The organism is Daquilactobacillus linshuiensis (assembly GCF_052828685.1).
Genome location: NZ_CM128255.1, coordinates 1,057,902 through 1,071,369 on the forward strand (window position 1 = coordinate 1,057,902; position 13,468 = coordinate 1,071,369).

At 31.4% G+C, this 13,468-nt stretch carries 23 protein-coding genes; 6 read left to right on the plus strand and 17 right to left on the minus strand.

Features of this window, described 5'->3' with window-relative positions:
- Positions 1-60 precede the first annotated feature (60 nt).
- The 13 genes from ACUV9F_RS05735 to ACUV9F_RS05795 all read right to left on the minus strand — a co-directional run bounded on the left by ACUV9F_RS05735 (position 61) and on the right by ACUV9F_RS05795 (position 6,453).
- Complete coding sequence (locus ACUV9F_RS05735; protein ID WP_446183322.1) at positions 61-252, minus strand: type II toxin-antitoxin system HicA family toxin; 192 nt, start codon at positions 250-252, stop codon at positions 61-63.
- Between the two features lie 416 nt (positions 253-668).
- The gene (locus ACUV9F_RS05740) at positions 669-1,100 is read right to left on the minus strand and encodes an ArpU family phage packaging/lysis transcriptional regulator (RefSeq protein ID WP_446183323.1); all 432 of its coding nucleotides are present in this window, start codon (positions 1,098-1,100) and stop codon (positions 669-671) included.
- A complete protein-coding gene (locus ACUV9F_RS05745; RefSeq protein WP_446183324.1) occupies positions 1,097-1,234 on the minus strand; it encodes a hypothetical protein in 138 nt (45 codons plus the stop codon). Before ACUV9F_RS05745 ends, ACUV9F_RS05740 begins: the two co-directional genes overlap by 4 nt.
- Complete coding sequence (locus ACUV9F_RS05750) at positions 1,231-1,668, minus strand: RusA family crossover junction endodeoxyribonuclease (protein ID WP_446183325.1); 438 nt, start codon at positions 1,666-1,668, stop codon at positions 1,231-1,233. Before ACUV9F_RS05750 ends, ACUV9F_RS05745 begins: the two co-directional genes overlap by 4 nt.
- A 65-nt stretch (positions 1,669-1,733) precedes the next feature.
- Positions 1,734-1,970: a LexA family protein gene (locus ACUV9F_RS05755; RefSeq protein ID WP_446183326.1), complete on the minus strand. Its 237-nt coding sequence runs from the start codon at positions 1,968-1,970 to the stop codon at positions 1,734-1,736.
- A gap of 8 nt (positions 1,971-1,978) precedes the next feature.
- Positions 1,979-2,485, minus strand: coding sequence for a single-stranded DNA-binding protein (gene ssb, locus ACUV9F_RS05760; protein WP_446183327.1), 507 nt, complete (start codon positions 2,483-2,485; stop codon positions 1,979-1,981).
- 82 nt (positions 2,486-2,567) lie between these two features.
- On the minus strand, positions 2,568-3,527 hold the full coding sequence (locus tag ACUV9F_RS05765; protein ID WP_446183328.1) for a DnaD domain protein: 960 nt from the start codon (positions 3,525-3,527) through the stop codon (positions 2,568-2,570).
- 77 nt (positions 3,528-3,604) lie between these two features.
- On the minus strand, positions 3,605-4,333 hold the full coding sequence (locus ACUV9F_RS05770) for a PD-(D/E)XK nuclease-like domain-containing protein (RefSeq protein ID WP_446183329.1): 729 nt from the start codon (positions 4,331-4,333) through the stop codon (positions 3,605-3,607).
- Positions 4,334-4,355: 22 nt separating this feature from the next.
- The gene (bet, locus tag ACUV9F_RS05775; protein ID WP_446183330.1) at positions 4,356-5,138 is read right to left on the minus strand and encodes a phage recombination protein Bet; all 783 of its coding nucleotides are present in this window, start codon (positions 5,136-5,138) and stop codon (positions 4,356-4,358) included.
- Between the two features lie 159 nt (positions 5,139-5,297).
- A complete protein-coding gene (locus ACUV9F_RS05780) occupies positions 5,298-5,462 on the minus strand; it encodes a hypothetical protein (protein ID WP_446183331.1) in 165 nt (54 codons plus the stop codon).
- Position 5,463: 1 nt separating this feature from the next.
- Complete coding sequence (locus ACUV9F_RS05785) at positions 5,464-5,694, minus strand: hypothetical protein (RefSeq protein ID WP_446183332.1); 231 nt, start codon at positions 5,692-5,694, stop codon at positions 5,464-5,466.
- Between the two features lie 3 nt (positions 5,695-5,697).
- The gene (locus ACUV9F_RS05790; protein ID WP_446183333.1) at positions 5,698-6,210 is read right to left on the minus strand and encodes a helix-turn-helix domain-containing protein; all 513 of its coding nucleotides are present in this window, start codon (positions 6,208-6,210) and stop codon (positions 5,698-5,700) included.
- A 78-nt stretch (positions 6,211-6,288) separates the two neighbouring features.
- Complete coding sequence (locus ACUV9F_RS05795; protein ID WP_446183334.1) at positions 6,289-6,453, minus strand: hypothetical protein; 165 nt, start codon at positions 6,451-6,453, stop codon at positions 6,289-6,291.
- 80 nt (positions 6,454-6,533) lie between these two features.
- Between ACUV9F_RS05795 and ACUV9F_RS05800 the strand changes: the two genes are divergently transcribed.
- Positions 6,534-7,118, plus strand: a complete 585-nt coding sequence (locus ACUV9F_RS05800; RefSeq protein WP_446183335.1) for a hypothetical protein — start codon at positions 6,534-6,536, stop codon at positions 7,116-7,118.
- Here ACUV9F_RS05800 and ACUV9F_RS05805 read toward each other — a convergent pair.
- Both ACUV9F_RS05805 and ACUV9F_RS05810 read right to left on the minus strand, forming a co-directional pair.
- Positions 7,113-7,277, minus strand: coding sequence for a hypothetical protein (locus ACUV9F_RS05805; RefSeq protein ID WP_446183336.1), 165 nt, complete (start codon positions 7,275-7,277; stop codon positions 7,113-7,115). The genes ACUV9F_RS05800 and ACUV9F_RS05805 overlap by 6 nt on opposite strands.
- A gap of 8 nt (positions 7,278-7,285) precedes the next feature.
- Positions 7,286-7,513 carry an XRE family transcriptional regulator gene (locus tag ACUV9F_RS05810; protein WP_446183337.1) on the minus strand — a complete coding sequence of 76 codons (228 nt, stop codon included), beginning with the start codon at positions 7,511-7,513 and terminating at the stop codon, positions 7,286-7,288.
- A 165-nt stretch (positions 7,514-7,678) separates the two neighbouring features.
- On the opposite strand from ACUV9F_RS05810, the gene ACUV9F_RS05815 reads away from it, so the two are divergent.
- From ACUV9F_RS05815 to ACUV9F_RS05835, 5 genes are all read left to right on the plus strand, one after another.
- Positions 7,679-8,014 carry a helix-turn-helix domain-containing protein gene (locus tag ACUV9F_RS05815; RefSeq protein WP_446183338.1) on the plus strand — a complete coding sequence of 112 codons (336 nt, stop codon included), beginning with the start codon at positions 7,679-7,681 and terminating at the stop codon, positions 8,012-8,014.
- A gap of 7 nt (positions 8,015-8,021) precedes the next feature.
- Complete coding sequence (locus ACUV9F_RS05820) at positions 8,022-8,483, plus strand: ImmA/IrrE family metallo-endopeptidase (protein ID WP_446183339.1); 462 nt, start codon at positions 8,022-8,024, stop codon at positions 8,481-8,483.
- A gap of 55 nt (positions 8,484-8,538) precedes the next feature.
- Positions 8,539-9,213 (plus strand): DUF3862 domain-containing protein, encoded by a 675-nt coding sequence (locus ACUV9F_RS05825; RefSeq protein ID WP_446183340.1) that lies wholly within the window; start codon positions 8,539-8,541, stop codon positions 9,211-9,213.
- Positions 9,214-9,301: 88 nt separating this feature from the next.
- Entirely contained in the window at positions 9,302-9,952 is a 651-nt protein-coding gene (locus tag ACUV9F_RS05830) for a hypothetical protein (protein WP_446183341.1), read from the plus strand.
- A gap of 115 nt (positions 9,953-10,067) precedes the next feature.
- On the plus strand, positions 10,068-11,288 hold the full coding sequence (locus tag ACUV9F_RS05835) for a site-specific integrase (protein WP_446183342.1): 1,221 nt from the start codon (positions 10,068-10,070) through the stop codon (positions 11,286-11,288).
- 86 nt (positions 11,289-11,374) lie between these two features.
- Here ACUV9F_RS05835 and ACUV9F_RS05840 read toward each other — a convergent pair whose 3' ends face one another.
- Positions 11,375-12,715 (minus strand): glucose-6-phosphate isomerase, encoded by a 1,341-nt coding sequence (locus tag ACUV9F_RS05840; protein ID WP_446183343.1) that lies wholly within the window; start codon positions 12,713-12,715, stop codon positions 11,375-11,377.
- Positions 12,716-12,780: 65 nt separating this feature from the next.
- Entirely contained in the window at positions 12,781-13,395 is a 615-nt protein-coding gene (locus ACUV9F_RS05845; RefSeq protein ID WP_446183344.1) for a VanZ family protein, read from the minus strand.
- Positions 13,396-13,468 lie beyond the last annotated feature (73 nt).

The window sequence follows — 13,468 nt, forward strand, 5'->3', positions numbered from 1 at the left end:
CAAATAGCGTCAAGTTCGGCCTTCTAAAAAATATTAGGACTTACCGTCCTAGTTATTTTTTTATTTAAGCCCAGCTTCTTTCAAAATCGTATGTTCTAATCCTTTTCCTAATTCCTTTGCATGTACTGGTACAGGAACGGTCTTATTTGTCTTAGGATTGAACATTATACAATGCGATGAGGCATTATGTGATTTTTCTATGAAGCCATTCTTTTTTAGCAGTTTTATCATCTGCCTTGGCTTCATCGGCATTTGCGTACCTCCCTCTTACTTAATAAATACATTATATACACACTAAATGTGTATGTCAACAATTATTCAAAATAAAAAAGCCATCAAACAATGACTTTAATACGTGCAGTTAAATTGAAAATGTAGGTTAATCAATTTCACTTCCGGGAGTCTGCACTAATGATATATCAGGATTCGAACCCGATATACCAGTTAAATAAAGCTAGCCTCTATTGAGGACTTTTATTTTTGCCTGAACGAGAGGCAATAATTAGCACTGGAATTGCACCAGTAGTTTTAACAACGGGTGAAGTTCAAATTCACGCCTAAGCTCAATCTATTAACTAATTAACTTAGAATTTTTACATTTTCGATAATACTAATTTAACACTCAATTTCGCGTGAAATGGACAAATTATGGACAAATTATGGACAAATTATGGACATTTTGAAAATTCTAGTAATTTACCGCCTCTGTAACCATAGCTAAATTGAAGTAAGCCTTTGTCAATTGTACGTTGAACTGTCCTATAAGCGTTCGGTGTGCCAAATACTGCTCCAGCTATCCAAATATTGGTGTGTTCTTCACTAGACATATACTTATAGTATAGAACTTGATAACACTCTTGAGATAATGTTCTCATGGCATCATTAATCGCTAAATACTCATCTTTTGCTGATAGATTATCTATGATTTTGTCTTCTATGCTATTTCCATAAGTTTCACTTCTAGGAATATCAGTTATCATTGGCGATTTATAATTAGTTAGTGGTTGTCCTAATATACGTGAAATTTTACGATAATCTTTTAAAATATTTTTCGCATTTTCAATAGATTTCTTTTCATCAGGATCAGGAAAAAGGTTCATATATTGCCACCCCTTATTAAGCCTATCCAAAAGCCAATCTTAAAACCTATTGCAATAATAATGAAAGATACCGAAATAGCGATTGCTCCTACTATCATATAACTTAATGCATTTCCAAATTTCTTTGCGTTCATACCTGCTCCTCACTAACTAACTCAATTTCTTTGATTTCAATTTCTAATCTAGGTTCACCTGAATAACGCTTAGCAGCGTGTATATCAGTTATCACGTTGTCATCTTTAAAAGCTAATCCGTTCAGACCGTCGATCGATATTTTGATGTAATTATCAGTATCAGGTTTCATTATTGGTAATACCTTATTAGCGATTCTCAATGAGCGTTCTCGCTTTGATATAGACTTTTGAATGGGGCGATAGACAACAATACTAATTTCTAGTGGGACACCTTCCGGCATTGATTTTCTTCCATATTTCTTAATCCATTCAGCTTTTAGTTTGGCTTTATAATTTTTCGAGTTAACTGGGTCATATGTCGCTACATGGCTACCTAATCTTTTAAATCTCGGTCTCTCTTGAGCCTGTGGTGTACCTTCAACTACAATCTTCAAAACATCTCTCCTAAAACTACTTAATCCCTAAATTCATCAAGACTAACTCCATACCTCGTTTAAAATTATCTTCCTAAAATTTCATATCCTTTTTTTGTAATAACAGCTTTATTTGGGGTTCCATAAACGTAAATAATTACGCCTTTTCGTTTCAATTCCTTAAAATATCTCAATATTCCTTGCGCTGTTTTAATATTCATCAACTTCATTAATTTAGAGGTTGTGGGTTCCACGCATTGATCGTTAATTAAGAAATTTAAAGCTGCTAAAAATCTCTCTTGTTTTTCTGTTAAATCATTCATGCTAACTCCTAAAATGGAAGGTCTTCATCTGATATATCAACAGGATGTCCATTATCATTAAAAGGATTACTATCAGGTTTAATTCCGTTCACTTCTTCGTAAGGTCTACTTGTATCAATATCAGTATTTTGATTTTGATTTACTTTTGGTTCACCGCTAAAGCCTTGATTTGACGCATTATCATTCTTTTGACTTGATTTTGGTTCAAGCAATGAGAAGTTATCTACAACAACTTCAGTCACATATACTCTTTGTCCTTGTTGATTTTCATAAGATCTAGATTGTAAACGACCATCAATTCCAACTAATGAACCTTTTTTAGTAAAGTTGACAAAGTTTTCTGCAGCTTTTCTCCAGATAACACAGTTAATGAAATCTGCCTCTCGTTCTCCTTGTTGATTTGTAAATTGACGGTTAACAGCTAATGTAAAACTAGCAACTGCTGAACCTGATTGCGTATATCTCAAATCCGGGTCTTTTGTCAGGCGACCAACCAATACAACTCTATTTATCATGGTTTGACTCCTTATTTCGTATACTTAAATATTCGTTTGTATGTTTTTCTATTTCTTGGAACATCTGCTCACTAGCCACACCTCATGTATGCAGTCGTTCTAATCGTGCGTTAGCCTCAGCAATCATTTTGTCGGCATCCTTGTCAGACATTTCAGCTTCCCGATTCTTCTCTGACCATTCAGTACCTTGTTCAAAAACTCTAGGCTTGTTATACCGATCATTTAATTGACGCTTTGCTTTGAACTCATCTTCACTAGCTTGAATATTAGCTAAGGTGAATAGATTGCTGTTGTAATAGCTTTTAAGAATGCCATTAACATAACTCCAATTACGAGCGTTTTTACTAACAGCGATCTCGATAGCATGATTAATAATCTCGTTAGCCTCTAGATCATCAGTCCCCTTGTCTGTAAAGTCTTTAACCCAATTAGCTATTTTTTCATTCACGATTGGACTTAGAACACCGATATTGTTTTGAAAAGTGTTTAAGGCTAGTTTTTCTCTAGGGACAGCGTCAGAGATATTGTCTGTTGACTGCTGGGGCTTTTCTTTGTCAGTTTCTTTTGCAGTATTATTTACTTTACTTTCATTTACTTTAGTTTCCTTTCCTTTTCTTTTCTTGCTATCATTTTCTGTAGCATTTGCTATAGGGTGGCTATAGCTACCCTTTGGCTTGCCCTCTTGATCGCTTTTATTCCAACGTTTTTCAGCACCTTGTCTTCCAGCTTCGGAAAGTTTTTTACTCTTAGCGTCTTTGATTTCCATTCTTTTCTTGAAACTATCGGAGTAGAAACACTCACCGTCATCGGTGAAGGCAAATAACCCGAAATCTTCAATGATGGATTTTAATTTTCCAGAATCTACACGAAGATCAAAAGCTAGCATGTTGTAATCTTTGATACTCGTATAGTCCTTTTCTTCTCTAAGACGTTCTAAAAGCATAAAGTAAATTCCGTACCCTTCCGCACCGTACTTCATCCTAACTGGGAGTAATTTATCGGAATTTCTAGCGTTGCTATCATGAGGAAAATAATTATTCATATGATTCCTCCTCTCATAATTCGAGCCACATATAGCACAGTGATTATTACTTTTTTTAAATACAGCTTGACATCCCTTTAAAAATCGTTAGCCGAAACTAAATCAGTTGGCTGTTTAGTATCTTTACAGAAATTACACTTTTCACACCTCGTTGGCTTTTCTTCGCCATATAACACCTTCATTACGTGAGGCAAGTAACTCTGTATAGTTTGTTCATCAATTGAGAAGTCCCAATCTTGAAAGCTAATTGCTTTAATATCTGGGTGTTCTTCTTTTGTTACCGCAAATATAATTGGTGTAAATTCTTTTCCGTATTGTTGTTCTAACAATGTCTTATATATGTACATCTGCATTGTGTATTGACGATTAACAACGAAATTCTCTCGTTCATGAGTATCAGGGTTCCAAATCCTACTAAAATCTTTAACTGTTTTAATATCACAGAAGTAACCTTTAGCAATATTCAAATTATCGATCTTACCTTTCCATTGAACACCGCCAATATTTCCAATGACTATTGATTCTTTTTCGCCTTTGTAAAACGCATTAAACAATTTCCAATCTTGCAATCTTTTAATATATTTACTAGCTTTAACAAAATCAGATCTCAATGTACCTGTTCTTGTCTTTATATATTTTTCTTTTTCGTTTAAGAAATCTTGATGAGCTTCTTCACTCTCAAAATATGAATGAACATAATTACCAACTAACAAGGCAGTTGCATTATTTTCTTCACTAGGATTTAAGAGCTTATTCATTGCCGCAGCTTCACATTCAATAAATTTCTTGAATAAACTAAAGCTCATGTATGGTAAATCCATTTCTGGATTATAGTAATTGTTGTTGTTCAGTTTCTGTTGTAGTTTCTTCAGTGACACTTTGCTCACTATTTTCAACTGTTTCAGATTGTCCTTCTGATTTAGGCTCATTGTTTATATCTCCTTTCACTTCGTCTTTAACCTTGTTTAGCATGTCGTTAACTGATGAATTATCTGTTTCAGTCCCTGTTACCTTTTTAAGATTAGATTTAGAATTACCATTAACTTCATTCAAGTCCTTATCATCTTCTGTATACATTGATCCAAGACTTTCAGGGAATGCCTCACGTAGAGCATTAACAATCGCTGTTTTACGAATCATATTCTGTGGCATTTGTTTCCAAGTTGCTTGTGACTTAGAAAACTCATCTAAAGCAACTTCAACGTGTGCTGGATAATTTCTATCATCTCTATCTACGTCTGCCCATGCACCAATCAAAGTATCATCTTTAAGCTTTACAGCACCTTGAAGCTGTTTTATTTCACCGTTTCGGTCAACTAAAATTCCTGCTCTCAGACCTCTATAATGTGAATTATTCTCAGCACGTTTCATAAATGCTTCTTTAGAAACAACCATTTGTGCCGGTTGACTACCAAATTTTATTAAGTAAATTTCATTCAAAAAAGGGTTAAGTCTTTGGAATCTTGCAAGTTGCATGAAATTTACTATTTCTTCATTTGTAAGATTACTGTTTCCTTTAGTTACAAACTGACTAACAATGCTTGGAGATAATTCAACTGTGTCTCCATTTACTTCATAACTTACTTTTTTATCTGATAACTCATTTGCCATAATTAATTTCTCCTTAGTTTTAATATCCTAATTCATCATCGTAATCATCTGGATCTTGTTCTGGTATTTCATCATCTTGATATACATATCCGTCATCTGATAACCAGTTATCATAGTTGAACATTGAAATATGCCTCCAAATGTTCTAATATTAATTTATTAAATATTTTGTTTAATGTTCGAGACCTTATCAGTTGCCGCTGATTGGGTCTTTTTTTGTGCTCTCATGTTTTCTTCGAAATTGAAATCCCACATATCTTTAAACTTATGACCGTCGAGCCAATTTCCTATTATCAATATTCCAAAAAATATTATTCCTTCCATATCATTCTCCTTCATACCATCTATCGCACTCTTCGATAACAAAATTCACCACCTTACCAAATGGCGCTTTGTGTCTAGGCATTGGGTTATCATCTCGTGTACTCCATCTAGTAATAGTTGGTTTAGTTACATTAAAATGTTTTGCTATTGCTTCCATCGATACAAACTCGTAGCTCTTATAACGTTTTCTTCTGTTAACTTTTTTAGGCGGTTTAATTACTTGTAATGCCATTTATTAAGCCTCCATATATTCTTTTTCTATGTACTCTTTTTTCTTTTTGCTAAACAATTCCATGGGAGTAACACCTAACTTTTCACATTCAACACTTAATCTAGTTACTCTCATAATTACCGCATCCATATCATCAAGCGTTATATCTAACAATTCTTTGTGCTCTTGTTTAGATAATTCAGAATTTCTAAGTAAAGTTCTAGCATGATTTTTTTTATATTTTGCTTGTAGTTCTTGCTCTTCCAATTCTGTAAATGCATCAATCGTTAATGCATCCCCATTTAATTTTGGACCGTCCATTAACTTAAATATTCCGAACATTTGACTGATAATATTCATATTCAATTCAAAGTCGTTAGAAGTTTTAGCAATATCTACAGCTTTTTCAGTTTTAGGACTTCTTCCTTGCATATAATCACTCATTGATGACCGACTAATACCAGCAAGTATTCCAAATGCTTTTTGAGGTATATCATTTTTTAATAAATGCTTTTTTAATGGCTTAGCTATATCCATTAAATTGCTCCTTTCGATTCGTAATAGTTCTTATTTCTATCCGATTAATTTATTAGTATCTTTAAATAGTAGAAATGATTAAGCCATTTCAAATGCTTGTTCTTGAACGGCTCTAGCGAATTGATTTCTAGCAACTATTAGCATGTTGTCGATAGTCGATTCATTTAATGATTTCAACATTGCCACAGTATATTTAGGGTCAAGCTCTGTTATACGTTTAATCTTTTCTTCTTTAGTAATCATGTCATCACCTCCTTTTAGTTCTTTGAAAAATTTTGAATCACTTCACTGGTATAATTAACACGAAAGTGAGGTGATAAAATATGAATATGGATCTCGAACAAATGAAAAGCTTTATGGAAGAATCTAGTAAAGATTTTGATGTGTTTAGAAATGATTCTAAGGTCGATACTATAAAAGCATTCTTTACGGGTAATCACGGTCTACAAGTTACTCCAAGTTACGAAGTAATGGAGGGAGATATTCTCGTTGACGAATTAAATAAAAAATACTTTGTCAATGAAGTTAATCCAATACCTTATCCAGGAGAACCAAATGCTGGATTTGAAGTAAAATATGATACTGAGTTTAGCAAGCAAAACAATCCTAAATCTCCTATTACCATTGGTACGGTTAACGGCATAGCTTCTATCGGTGACAATAACAACAACGTATTTAACAATTCTGTTAATGACTTAAAAGATATTAAAAACCTTTTAGATTCTTATTCTGATGTTTCTGATAAACAGAAAGAGGAACTAATATCATTGCTTGATATAACTAAAGACTCAAATATTCCTATGTCTGCAGGCTTTTTATCAAAATTCAAATCCTTATTTGAAAAACACTCAGAGCTTGGAATTTCTGTAGGTGTATTTATCGTTAAATTATTAAGTAATTTGTTATAAATCTATTTTGATTACTTGAGCAGCACCAACTTTAGAAATTTGTAGTTGCTTATTATTAATTTCTTTATGGGCCAATTCATCTGCCAATGAGTTGGCTTTTTTTAAAGTTTCAACTAACTTGTTTGCTTTTTGCTGAGCTACATCAATATCTTTTTCCATGTTCCCTCCTAATTTGCGATTTTAGCATTATTCTTTTTAAAAATTTTTTCTATGGGAATTTCTAACTTATAAGCAAGTGTGGGAATTTCATTTGATTGAAATCTATATACTCCCGATTCCCTTCTTAAATACTTGTCTGGAGACTTCAATTTCAAAGCTTTTGACATATCTATACTAGATAATCCAAGCTCTTTTCTTCGTTTCCTTAAGAAATTCAAATCTACTTCGTACTGCAAAATATCACCTCTTTCTTAAATGCGATTATCGCATTCGATATACATACTATAATATGCGATTTTAGCATTGTCAACAATTATTTTGCTTTTTTAGCACAACATCGTATCTTTTATCGCAAAGATGATAACATTATATGCGAATAGCGCATAGAAAGGAGCACACTGTTGGCGAATAATAACTTAATTAGAAGATTAATCAATCTTAGAGAAGATCATAATTATAGCCAGTCAGAGGTTGCTAAAAGATTACATCTTGAGAATTCCATTATTTCAAAAATAGAGAGTGGAAAAAGAGATGTTAAAAGTGACGAGCTTAGTCAATTTTCTGACTTGTACAATGTATCTACAGATTATTTGCTTGGGAAATCTCAATTTAAAAATGAAGATGATTTTAATAGAGGGACGTCTGCAGCTCACATGGACGATAATTTAAACGATGATCAAAAGAAAGAAATAGCTAATTTTATTGAATTTGTTAAAAACAGAGATAAAAAGGACTGATTCTTAAATGGATATAATAAAAAGGCTTTCAAATATGTACCCTTCTTTAAAATTTGAATTTATTAAGATGCCAGAAGGATTACCTGGATATAATAACGATAATGAGATATTTATTGATTCTAGAGTAAGCAAGAAAACTCAAAATGAATTATTAGCAGAAGAAGTTGCTCATTATGCTACTACCGTTGGAAACATAGTTAATAAAAATGATTCCATAAGTAGAAAACAAGAATTACAAGCTCGTCGGACTGCTGTAACGTATCTAGTCACTCTGGATGATTTAATTGAATGTTACGAAGATGGTGATACAAAATTATTTGAACTTGCAGATCACTTAAATATAAATGAAGATAAAATATTAAACGCCATTGATTATTATAGAAATAAACTTGGTTTAAATTTTAAATATAAAGATTATTATTTTGATTTAACTAATACTATTAATATAAATAAAATAAAAAAGAATTAACTATAAGTCCAAACACTTAAGACTATAAAAGATGAATTTATTGGAGGAATTATTCGTGGCTAAAAAAATTAAAGATGAAAATGGCAAAACTTATGTACAAAAGAAACCATTTTATAAAAGAGTTTGGTTTTGGATTTTAGCAATTATTGTAATTATTATTGTTGCTTCATCAATGGGTGGAAAAAAATCAAATAGTAATAATTCGAACAGTAGTTCAAGTAATACTTCAGCAAAAAAGCATAATGCAAAAAGTGACGGTATGAATAAAGCTGATTATGATGCGGTTAAATTAAGTGAAACTGATGGAACTGCTAAAAGTGATTTAATAGCAAAATTAGGTAAAGCTAATTCCACTTCTGACAATACTGTCGGCGGTATTAAAGCAGAAGATTTGACCTGGGACAAAGTTGACGGCGGAGAAATGGGATCAAGCGTAATTATTGGATTTTCTAATGAACATGCTGTATCTAAAGCTATTTCTGGTTTAAAAGTTTCTAGAAGTAAAAAAATAGACTTGGATACTTTTAATTCTATTGAAAATGGAATGTCTGAAGCAGATTTAACGAAAAAGATTGGCAAACCAAATGGATACTCAGAGACTTCAATTTCTGGACAAACATCTAAGATATTAGAATATACATCTGATATAAAAGGTGATATCGGTGCTAATTTTAATGTAACTATTGAAAATGGAGCGGTATCTGGAAAAACACAAACAAGTATGAAGTAACAATTACTTGTCTACCCCACTATGATAGCTTGGCTGGGTTTGACTCCTGGCTGGGGAATAAAAAAATAAAGAAAGGAACTCCTTATATATGGTTAATATTATTATGGCAATTATTACATCCATCGGTCTGATAGGATCGATAATATACTTCTACATTATATATTTATCGTATACTTCTATTGAAAAAAATATATTAAGTACAAAGACTAAAATTTACTCAAAAATTTCATATAATGCAGTTATAATAATTATCTTTTCTCTAGTTTCACTTTTTATATCTTTTGAATACGTAATAACATTTTGGAACAACTTTAAAAAAATTATTCCTGCAACAATACTAATTTCCTTATTTAGCATAGGGGCATTATTTTGTATTTTTCTCACTATAAAATCATTTAATAAAAAACCAGGAAATATCACTTTTGTTTATTCAAAAAATAGAATTATTGGAGAACTATTAAAGAGACAGGAAGATAATAATTTTTCAGTTGCTTTAACTGAAGACAAAAGTTTAATAAAAATAGTTGATCTTGTTAATGAAAGCTATCTTTTTGAAGTTCCAAAAACTAAAGCTGCTTCTTTCTATCCAATTAAAATTAAAAATTCTAAACTAAATGATAATATAGACAACGACAAAATTTCTAATTATTTTTTTAGATTTTTTTTCTCTACTTATTCTTTATTTTTCATCTGTATTGTTATTTGGATGATATATAAAGTTGCAACTACGAAGAATTAAAGTGAACTAAAATTGCAGAATTAAAATTAATTAAGTCTTATGGCTTTTTATTTTAAGTCAAAAAAGAACATAAGTTCGTAAATACGATATTTACATCCGAAAGGAATAAAAAACAATGGCAAGGATAGTCCCATATAAGCTAAAATCCGGATTAACTAAATATGAAGTCTTTTGTTACATTGGCGTAGATGGGTCCGGTAAAGAGAAAAAAATCCATAAGCGTGGATTTGATACCGAACGATCAGCTAAGAAATATGCTAACAAGATTGAACGAGATGTAATGGACAATAAAATAACCACTGATTATAAAGGAAATATGACCATTGCAGAATATTTAAATAAATGGATTAGTGAATATAAGGTAAATGTAAAAGAAGGTTCCATGATTGCCTATAGGTATCAAGTTGAGCATTACTTAATTCCTAAAATTGGTAAATATAAGATGGCTGATTATTCTTTCAAAATGCATCAGGACTTCATCAATGAATTACTAGATCATGGAGGGAAAGATCAACAGCCACTAAAAAGAAATACAGTATCTTTGATTAACTTAACTCTATCTAACGCTTTTTCTAAAGCTAAGAAACTCGGGCTAATACCTTACAATCCTACTTTAAATGTTGAATTTCCAAAAGAAGAAGCAAAAATAGAACAGAATCATTGGAATATTGAACAGCTGGAAATATTCCTAAAATATGCTGAATATGAAGCGGATAAAGTTTGGTATTTATTTTTCTTAACCCTGATTGAATTAGGAATTAGAAAAGGCGAAGCTATGGCTCTATGTTGGAAGGACATCAATTTTAAAAATAATACAATATTCATTCGAAGGAATAGACTTTATAGAAGCGAAGTTGGAGAAAATGTTGGATCAATAGTTTTAGATACTACAAAGTCGATTGGTTCAACACATAAAATTTTTATGACTGAGCGATTAAGTTCAAATTTAAAGCTATTCAAAGATTACACCGAAAGTATAAGAGATATTGTATCCATAAATAATGCTGATAACGATTTAACAATTGATGATTTTATTTTTAGATATTCTTTTTATAAAAGAAACAAAGGCAATGTACTTCGTTCAAGAGCTGTAGATGGAGCATTCACAAGAATTACCAAAAATGCTGAGTTACCCAAAATAACAATTCATGGATTGAGACATTCACACGCTATTATAATGCGTGAGGCTGGAATTCCACTGGAAGACATACAAGCACAATTAGGACATACTTCTATTAAGTCTACACAAATATATGCAAAGCCAACAGAAGTGACTGTCAAAAGAGCATCATCAATTTATGAACATTTTGTTAATGAAAAACAAAAAAAAGACTGAAACGGAACCATTATCGGAACCATTTCAGTCTTTTTTAATATTTAAATGCTTTAATTCTTATTTATAATTCAGCTTAAATCTTTGTCTTATAGGCGTTTGTTTAACTCTTTACCTAGTTCTTCAAATCCTGGTTTACCAAGAAGAGCGAACATATTTTTCTTATATGCTTCAACACCAGGTTGGTTAAATGGATTAATTCCATTTAGATATCCAGAAACTCCAACAGCAATTTCAAAGAAATATATCAAATATCCCAAAGTAAATGCATCTTGTTCAGGAACATGAACTGACATTACAGGAACACCACCATCAGTATGTGCTAATACAACACCTTCATAAGCGCGTTTGTTAGCAAAGTCCATTGTCTTTCCTTCTAAGTAGCCTAATCCGTCAAGATCCTCATCATACTTAGGAATTTCAAGATCGTGTCTTGGCTTATCAATCATAACAACTGTTTCCATCAAGTTACGACGACCTTCTTGAATATACTGTCCTAAAGAGTGTAAATCAGTTGAAAAGTTTGCACTTGATGGATAAATTCCTTTTTGGTCTTTTCCTTCAGACTCACCCATAAGTTGTTTCCACCATTCACCAAAATATTGTAAATTTGGTTCATAGTTTTCTAATAGCTCAGTTGTATATCCTTTACGATATAAAATATTTCTAGTTGCAGCATAACGATAAGCTTCATTTTTATTTAAGTCTTTTTCTTTGTAATCTTCTCTAGCAGCTGCAGCACCTTCCATTAATTTATCGATATCAATACCAGCAACAGCAATTGGTAACAATCCTACGGCAGAAAGAACAGAGAAACGTCCACCAATATCGTCAGGAACAACAAACTCTTCATAACCTTGTGCGTCAGATTCTTGTTTTAGTGCTCCTTTAGCACGATCAGTAGTGGCATAAATACGTTTAATAGCTTCTTTTTCACCATACTTTTCAATTAATTTTGCTTTTAATATGCGAAAAGCAATTGAAGGTTCAGTTGTTGTACCAGATTTTGAAATAACATTAATGCTAAAGTCACGGTCTCCAATGACTTCCATTAAATCAGCTAAATAATTAGGTGAGATTGAGTTTCCTGCAAAATAAACTTCCGGAACATTTTTTTCGTTATGCACGTTATAAAAACTTGAGCTTAAAAAGTCAATAGCAGCTCTTGCACCTAGATATGAACCACCAATTCCAATTCCTATAAATACTTCTGAATCATTTTGAATTTTTTTAGCGGCTTCTTTGATGCGTGCAAATTCGTCTTTATCATAATCAACTGGTAAATCTATAAAACCACGAAAATCACTACCTGCTCCAGTTCCTTGGCGTAGTTGTTCATCAGCAGCATTTACCATAGCTTGCATTTCTTCTAATTCATTATCATTAATGAATGGTGATAACTTTGAATCATCAAATTTAATATGTGTCATAATTGTCCCTTTCTTTTACATAAATCAATTATAATTTTAGTCCATTTGACAGTAAAATTCTATTATTAAAATATTTTTTTAAACGATTTTCCTATTTGGTATAAACAATATCCAATGATTACACCCAAAACATTAAAAATAACATCATCAATATCACTAATACCAGACATTAATAGAAATTGTAATGCTTCTATTGTTACTGATAATGTTGCACCAATTAAAGTCATTTGTAATAAACTAGTATTCTTTTTCCTTAATGAAGGTACAAAAATTCCTAAGGGAATAAACCATAAAATATTGCCATAAAAATTATAAAGAAAATCAATTATCGAAGCACCGCTTGCTAATTTAAACGTTTGAACTAGTGGAACAAAATTAATACTAGAAAGAGGTCTGTTTAAAATAAAATGAATTTCCCAAGGAAAATACTGGGCTCGAAATACCGTCAAAAAAAATAATAGTAGAATGTATGCCATAAAGAAAAATTTTTTTAGTTCTGAAATAAAAGTAACTTTCTTTTTTTTATTTTTGAGATACAAAATACGTAAAATAATATAAATAATTAAATAAAAGATTGTTTTATCTAAACTTAAGATGGACAATCTTATCAAAGGAAAATGATTAAATTTATTAGCATATAAATATTCAATTTGTTGGTATAATGGATTTAAAAATATCATAAATACATTCTTTCTAATTAACTAATATCTGTAATCATACTATCAATTTTATTGAAGTAATTAAAGAATTAAG

What these genes read in the sequence shown, in the direction of transcription:
- ACUV9F_RS05735 (WP_446183322.1), bottom strand. Translation starts at nt 252, where the DNA reads ATGCCGATGAAGCCAAGGCAGATGATAAAACTGCTAAAAAAGAATGGC.
- ACUV9F_RS05740 (WP_446183323.1), bottom strand. Translation starts at nt 1,100, where the DNA reads ATGAACCTTTTTCCTGATCCTGATGAAAAGAAATCTATTGAAAATGCG.
- ACUV9F_RS05745 (WP_446183324.1), bottom strand. Translation starts at nt 1,234, where the DNA reads ATGAACGCAAAGAAATTTGGAAATGCATTAAGTTATATGATAGTAGGA.
- ACUV9F_RS05755 (WP_446183326.1), bottom strand. Translation starts at nt 1,970, where the DNA reads ATGAATGATTTAACAGAAAAACAAGAGAGATTTTTAGCAGCTTTAAAT.
- ssb (WP_446183327.1), bottom strand. Translation starts at nt 2,485, where the DNA reads ATGATAAATAGAGTTGTATTGGTTGGTCGCCTGACAAAAGACCCGGAT.
- ACUV9F_RS05765 (WP_446183328.1), bottom strand. Translation starts at nt 3,527, where the DNA reads ATGAATAATTATTTTCCTCATGATAGCAACGCTAGAAATTCCGATAAA.
- ACUV9F_RS05770 (WP_446183329.1), bottom strand. Translation starts at nt 4,333, where the DNA reads ATGAGCTTTAGTTTATTCAAGAAATTTATTGAATGTGAAGCTGCGGCA.
- bet (WP_446183330.1), bottom strand. Translation starts at nt 5,138, where the DNA reads ATGGCAAATGAGTTATCAGATAAAAAAGTAAGTTATGAAGTAAATGGA.
- ACUV9F_RS05780 (WP_446183331.1), bottom strand. Translation starts at nt 5,462, where the DNA reads ATGGAAGGAATAATATTTTTTGGAATATTGATAATAGGAAATTGGCTC.
- ACUV9F_RS05785 (WP_446183332.1), bottom strand. Translation starts at nt 5,694, where the DNA reads ATGGCATTACAAGTAATTAAACCGCCTAAAAAAGTTAACAGAAGAAAA.
- ACUV9F_RS05790 (WP_446183333.1), bottom strand. Translation starts at nt 6,210, where the DNA reads ATGGATATAGCTAAGCCATTAAAAAAGCATTTATTAAAAAATGATATA.
- ACUV9F_RS05795 (WP_446183334.1), bottom strand. Translation starts at nt 6,453, where the DNA reads ATGATTACTAAAGAAGAAAAGATTAAACGTATAACAGAGCTTGACCCT.
- ACUV9F_RS05800 (WP_446183335.1), top strand. Translation starts at nt 6,534, where the DNA reads ATGAATATGGATCTCGAACAAATGAAAAGCTTTATGGAAGAATCTAGT.
- ACUV9F_RS05805 (WP_446183336.1), bottom strand. Translation starts at nt 7,277, where the DNA reads ATGGAAAAAGATATTGATGTAGCTCAGCAAAAAGCAAACAAGTTAGTT.
- ACUV9F_RS05820 (WP_446183339.1), top strand. Translation starts at nt 8,022, where the DNA reads ATGGATATAATAAAAAGGCTTTCAAATATGTACCCTTCTTTAAAATTT.
- ACUV9F_RS05830 (WP_446183341.1), top strand. Translation starts at nt 9,302, where the DNA reads ATGGTTAATATTATTATGGCAATTATTACATCCATCGGTCTGATAGGA.
- ACUV9F_RS05835 (WP_446183342.1), top strand. Translation starts at nt 10,068, where the DNA reads ATGGCAAGGATAGTCCCATATAAGCTAAAATCCGGATTAACTAAATAT.
- ACUV9F_RS05840 (WP_446183343.1), bottom strand. Translation starts at nt 12,715, where the DNA reads ATGACACATATTAAATTTGATGATTCAAAGTTATCACCATTCATTAAT.
- ACUV9F_RS05845 (WP_446183344.1), bottom strand. Translation starts at nt 13,395, where the DNA reads ATGATATTTTTAAATCCATTATACCAACAAATTGAATATTTATATGCT.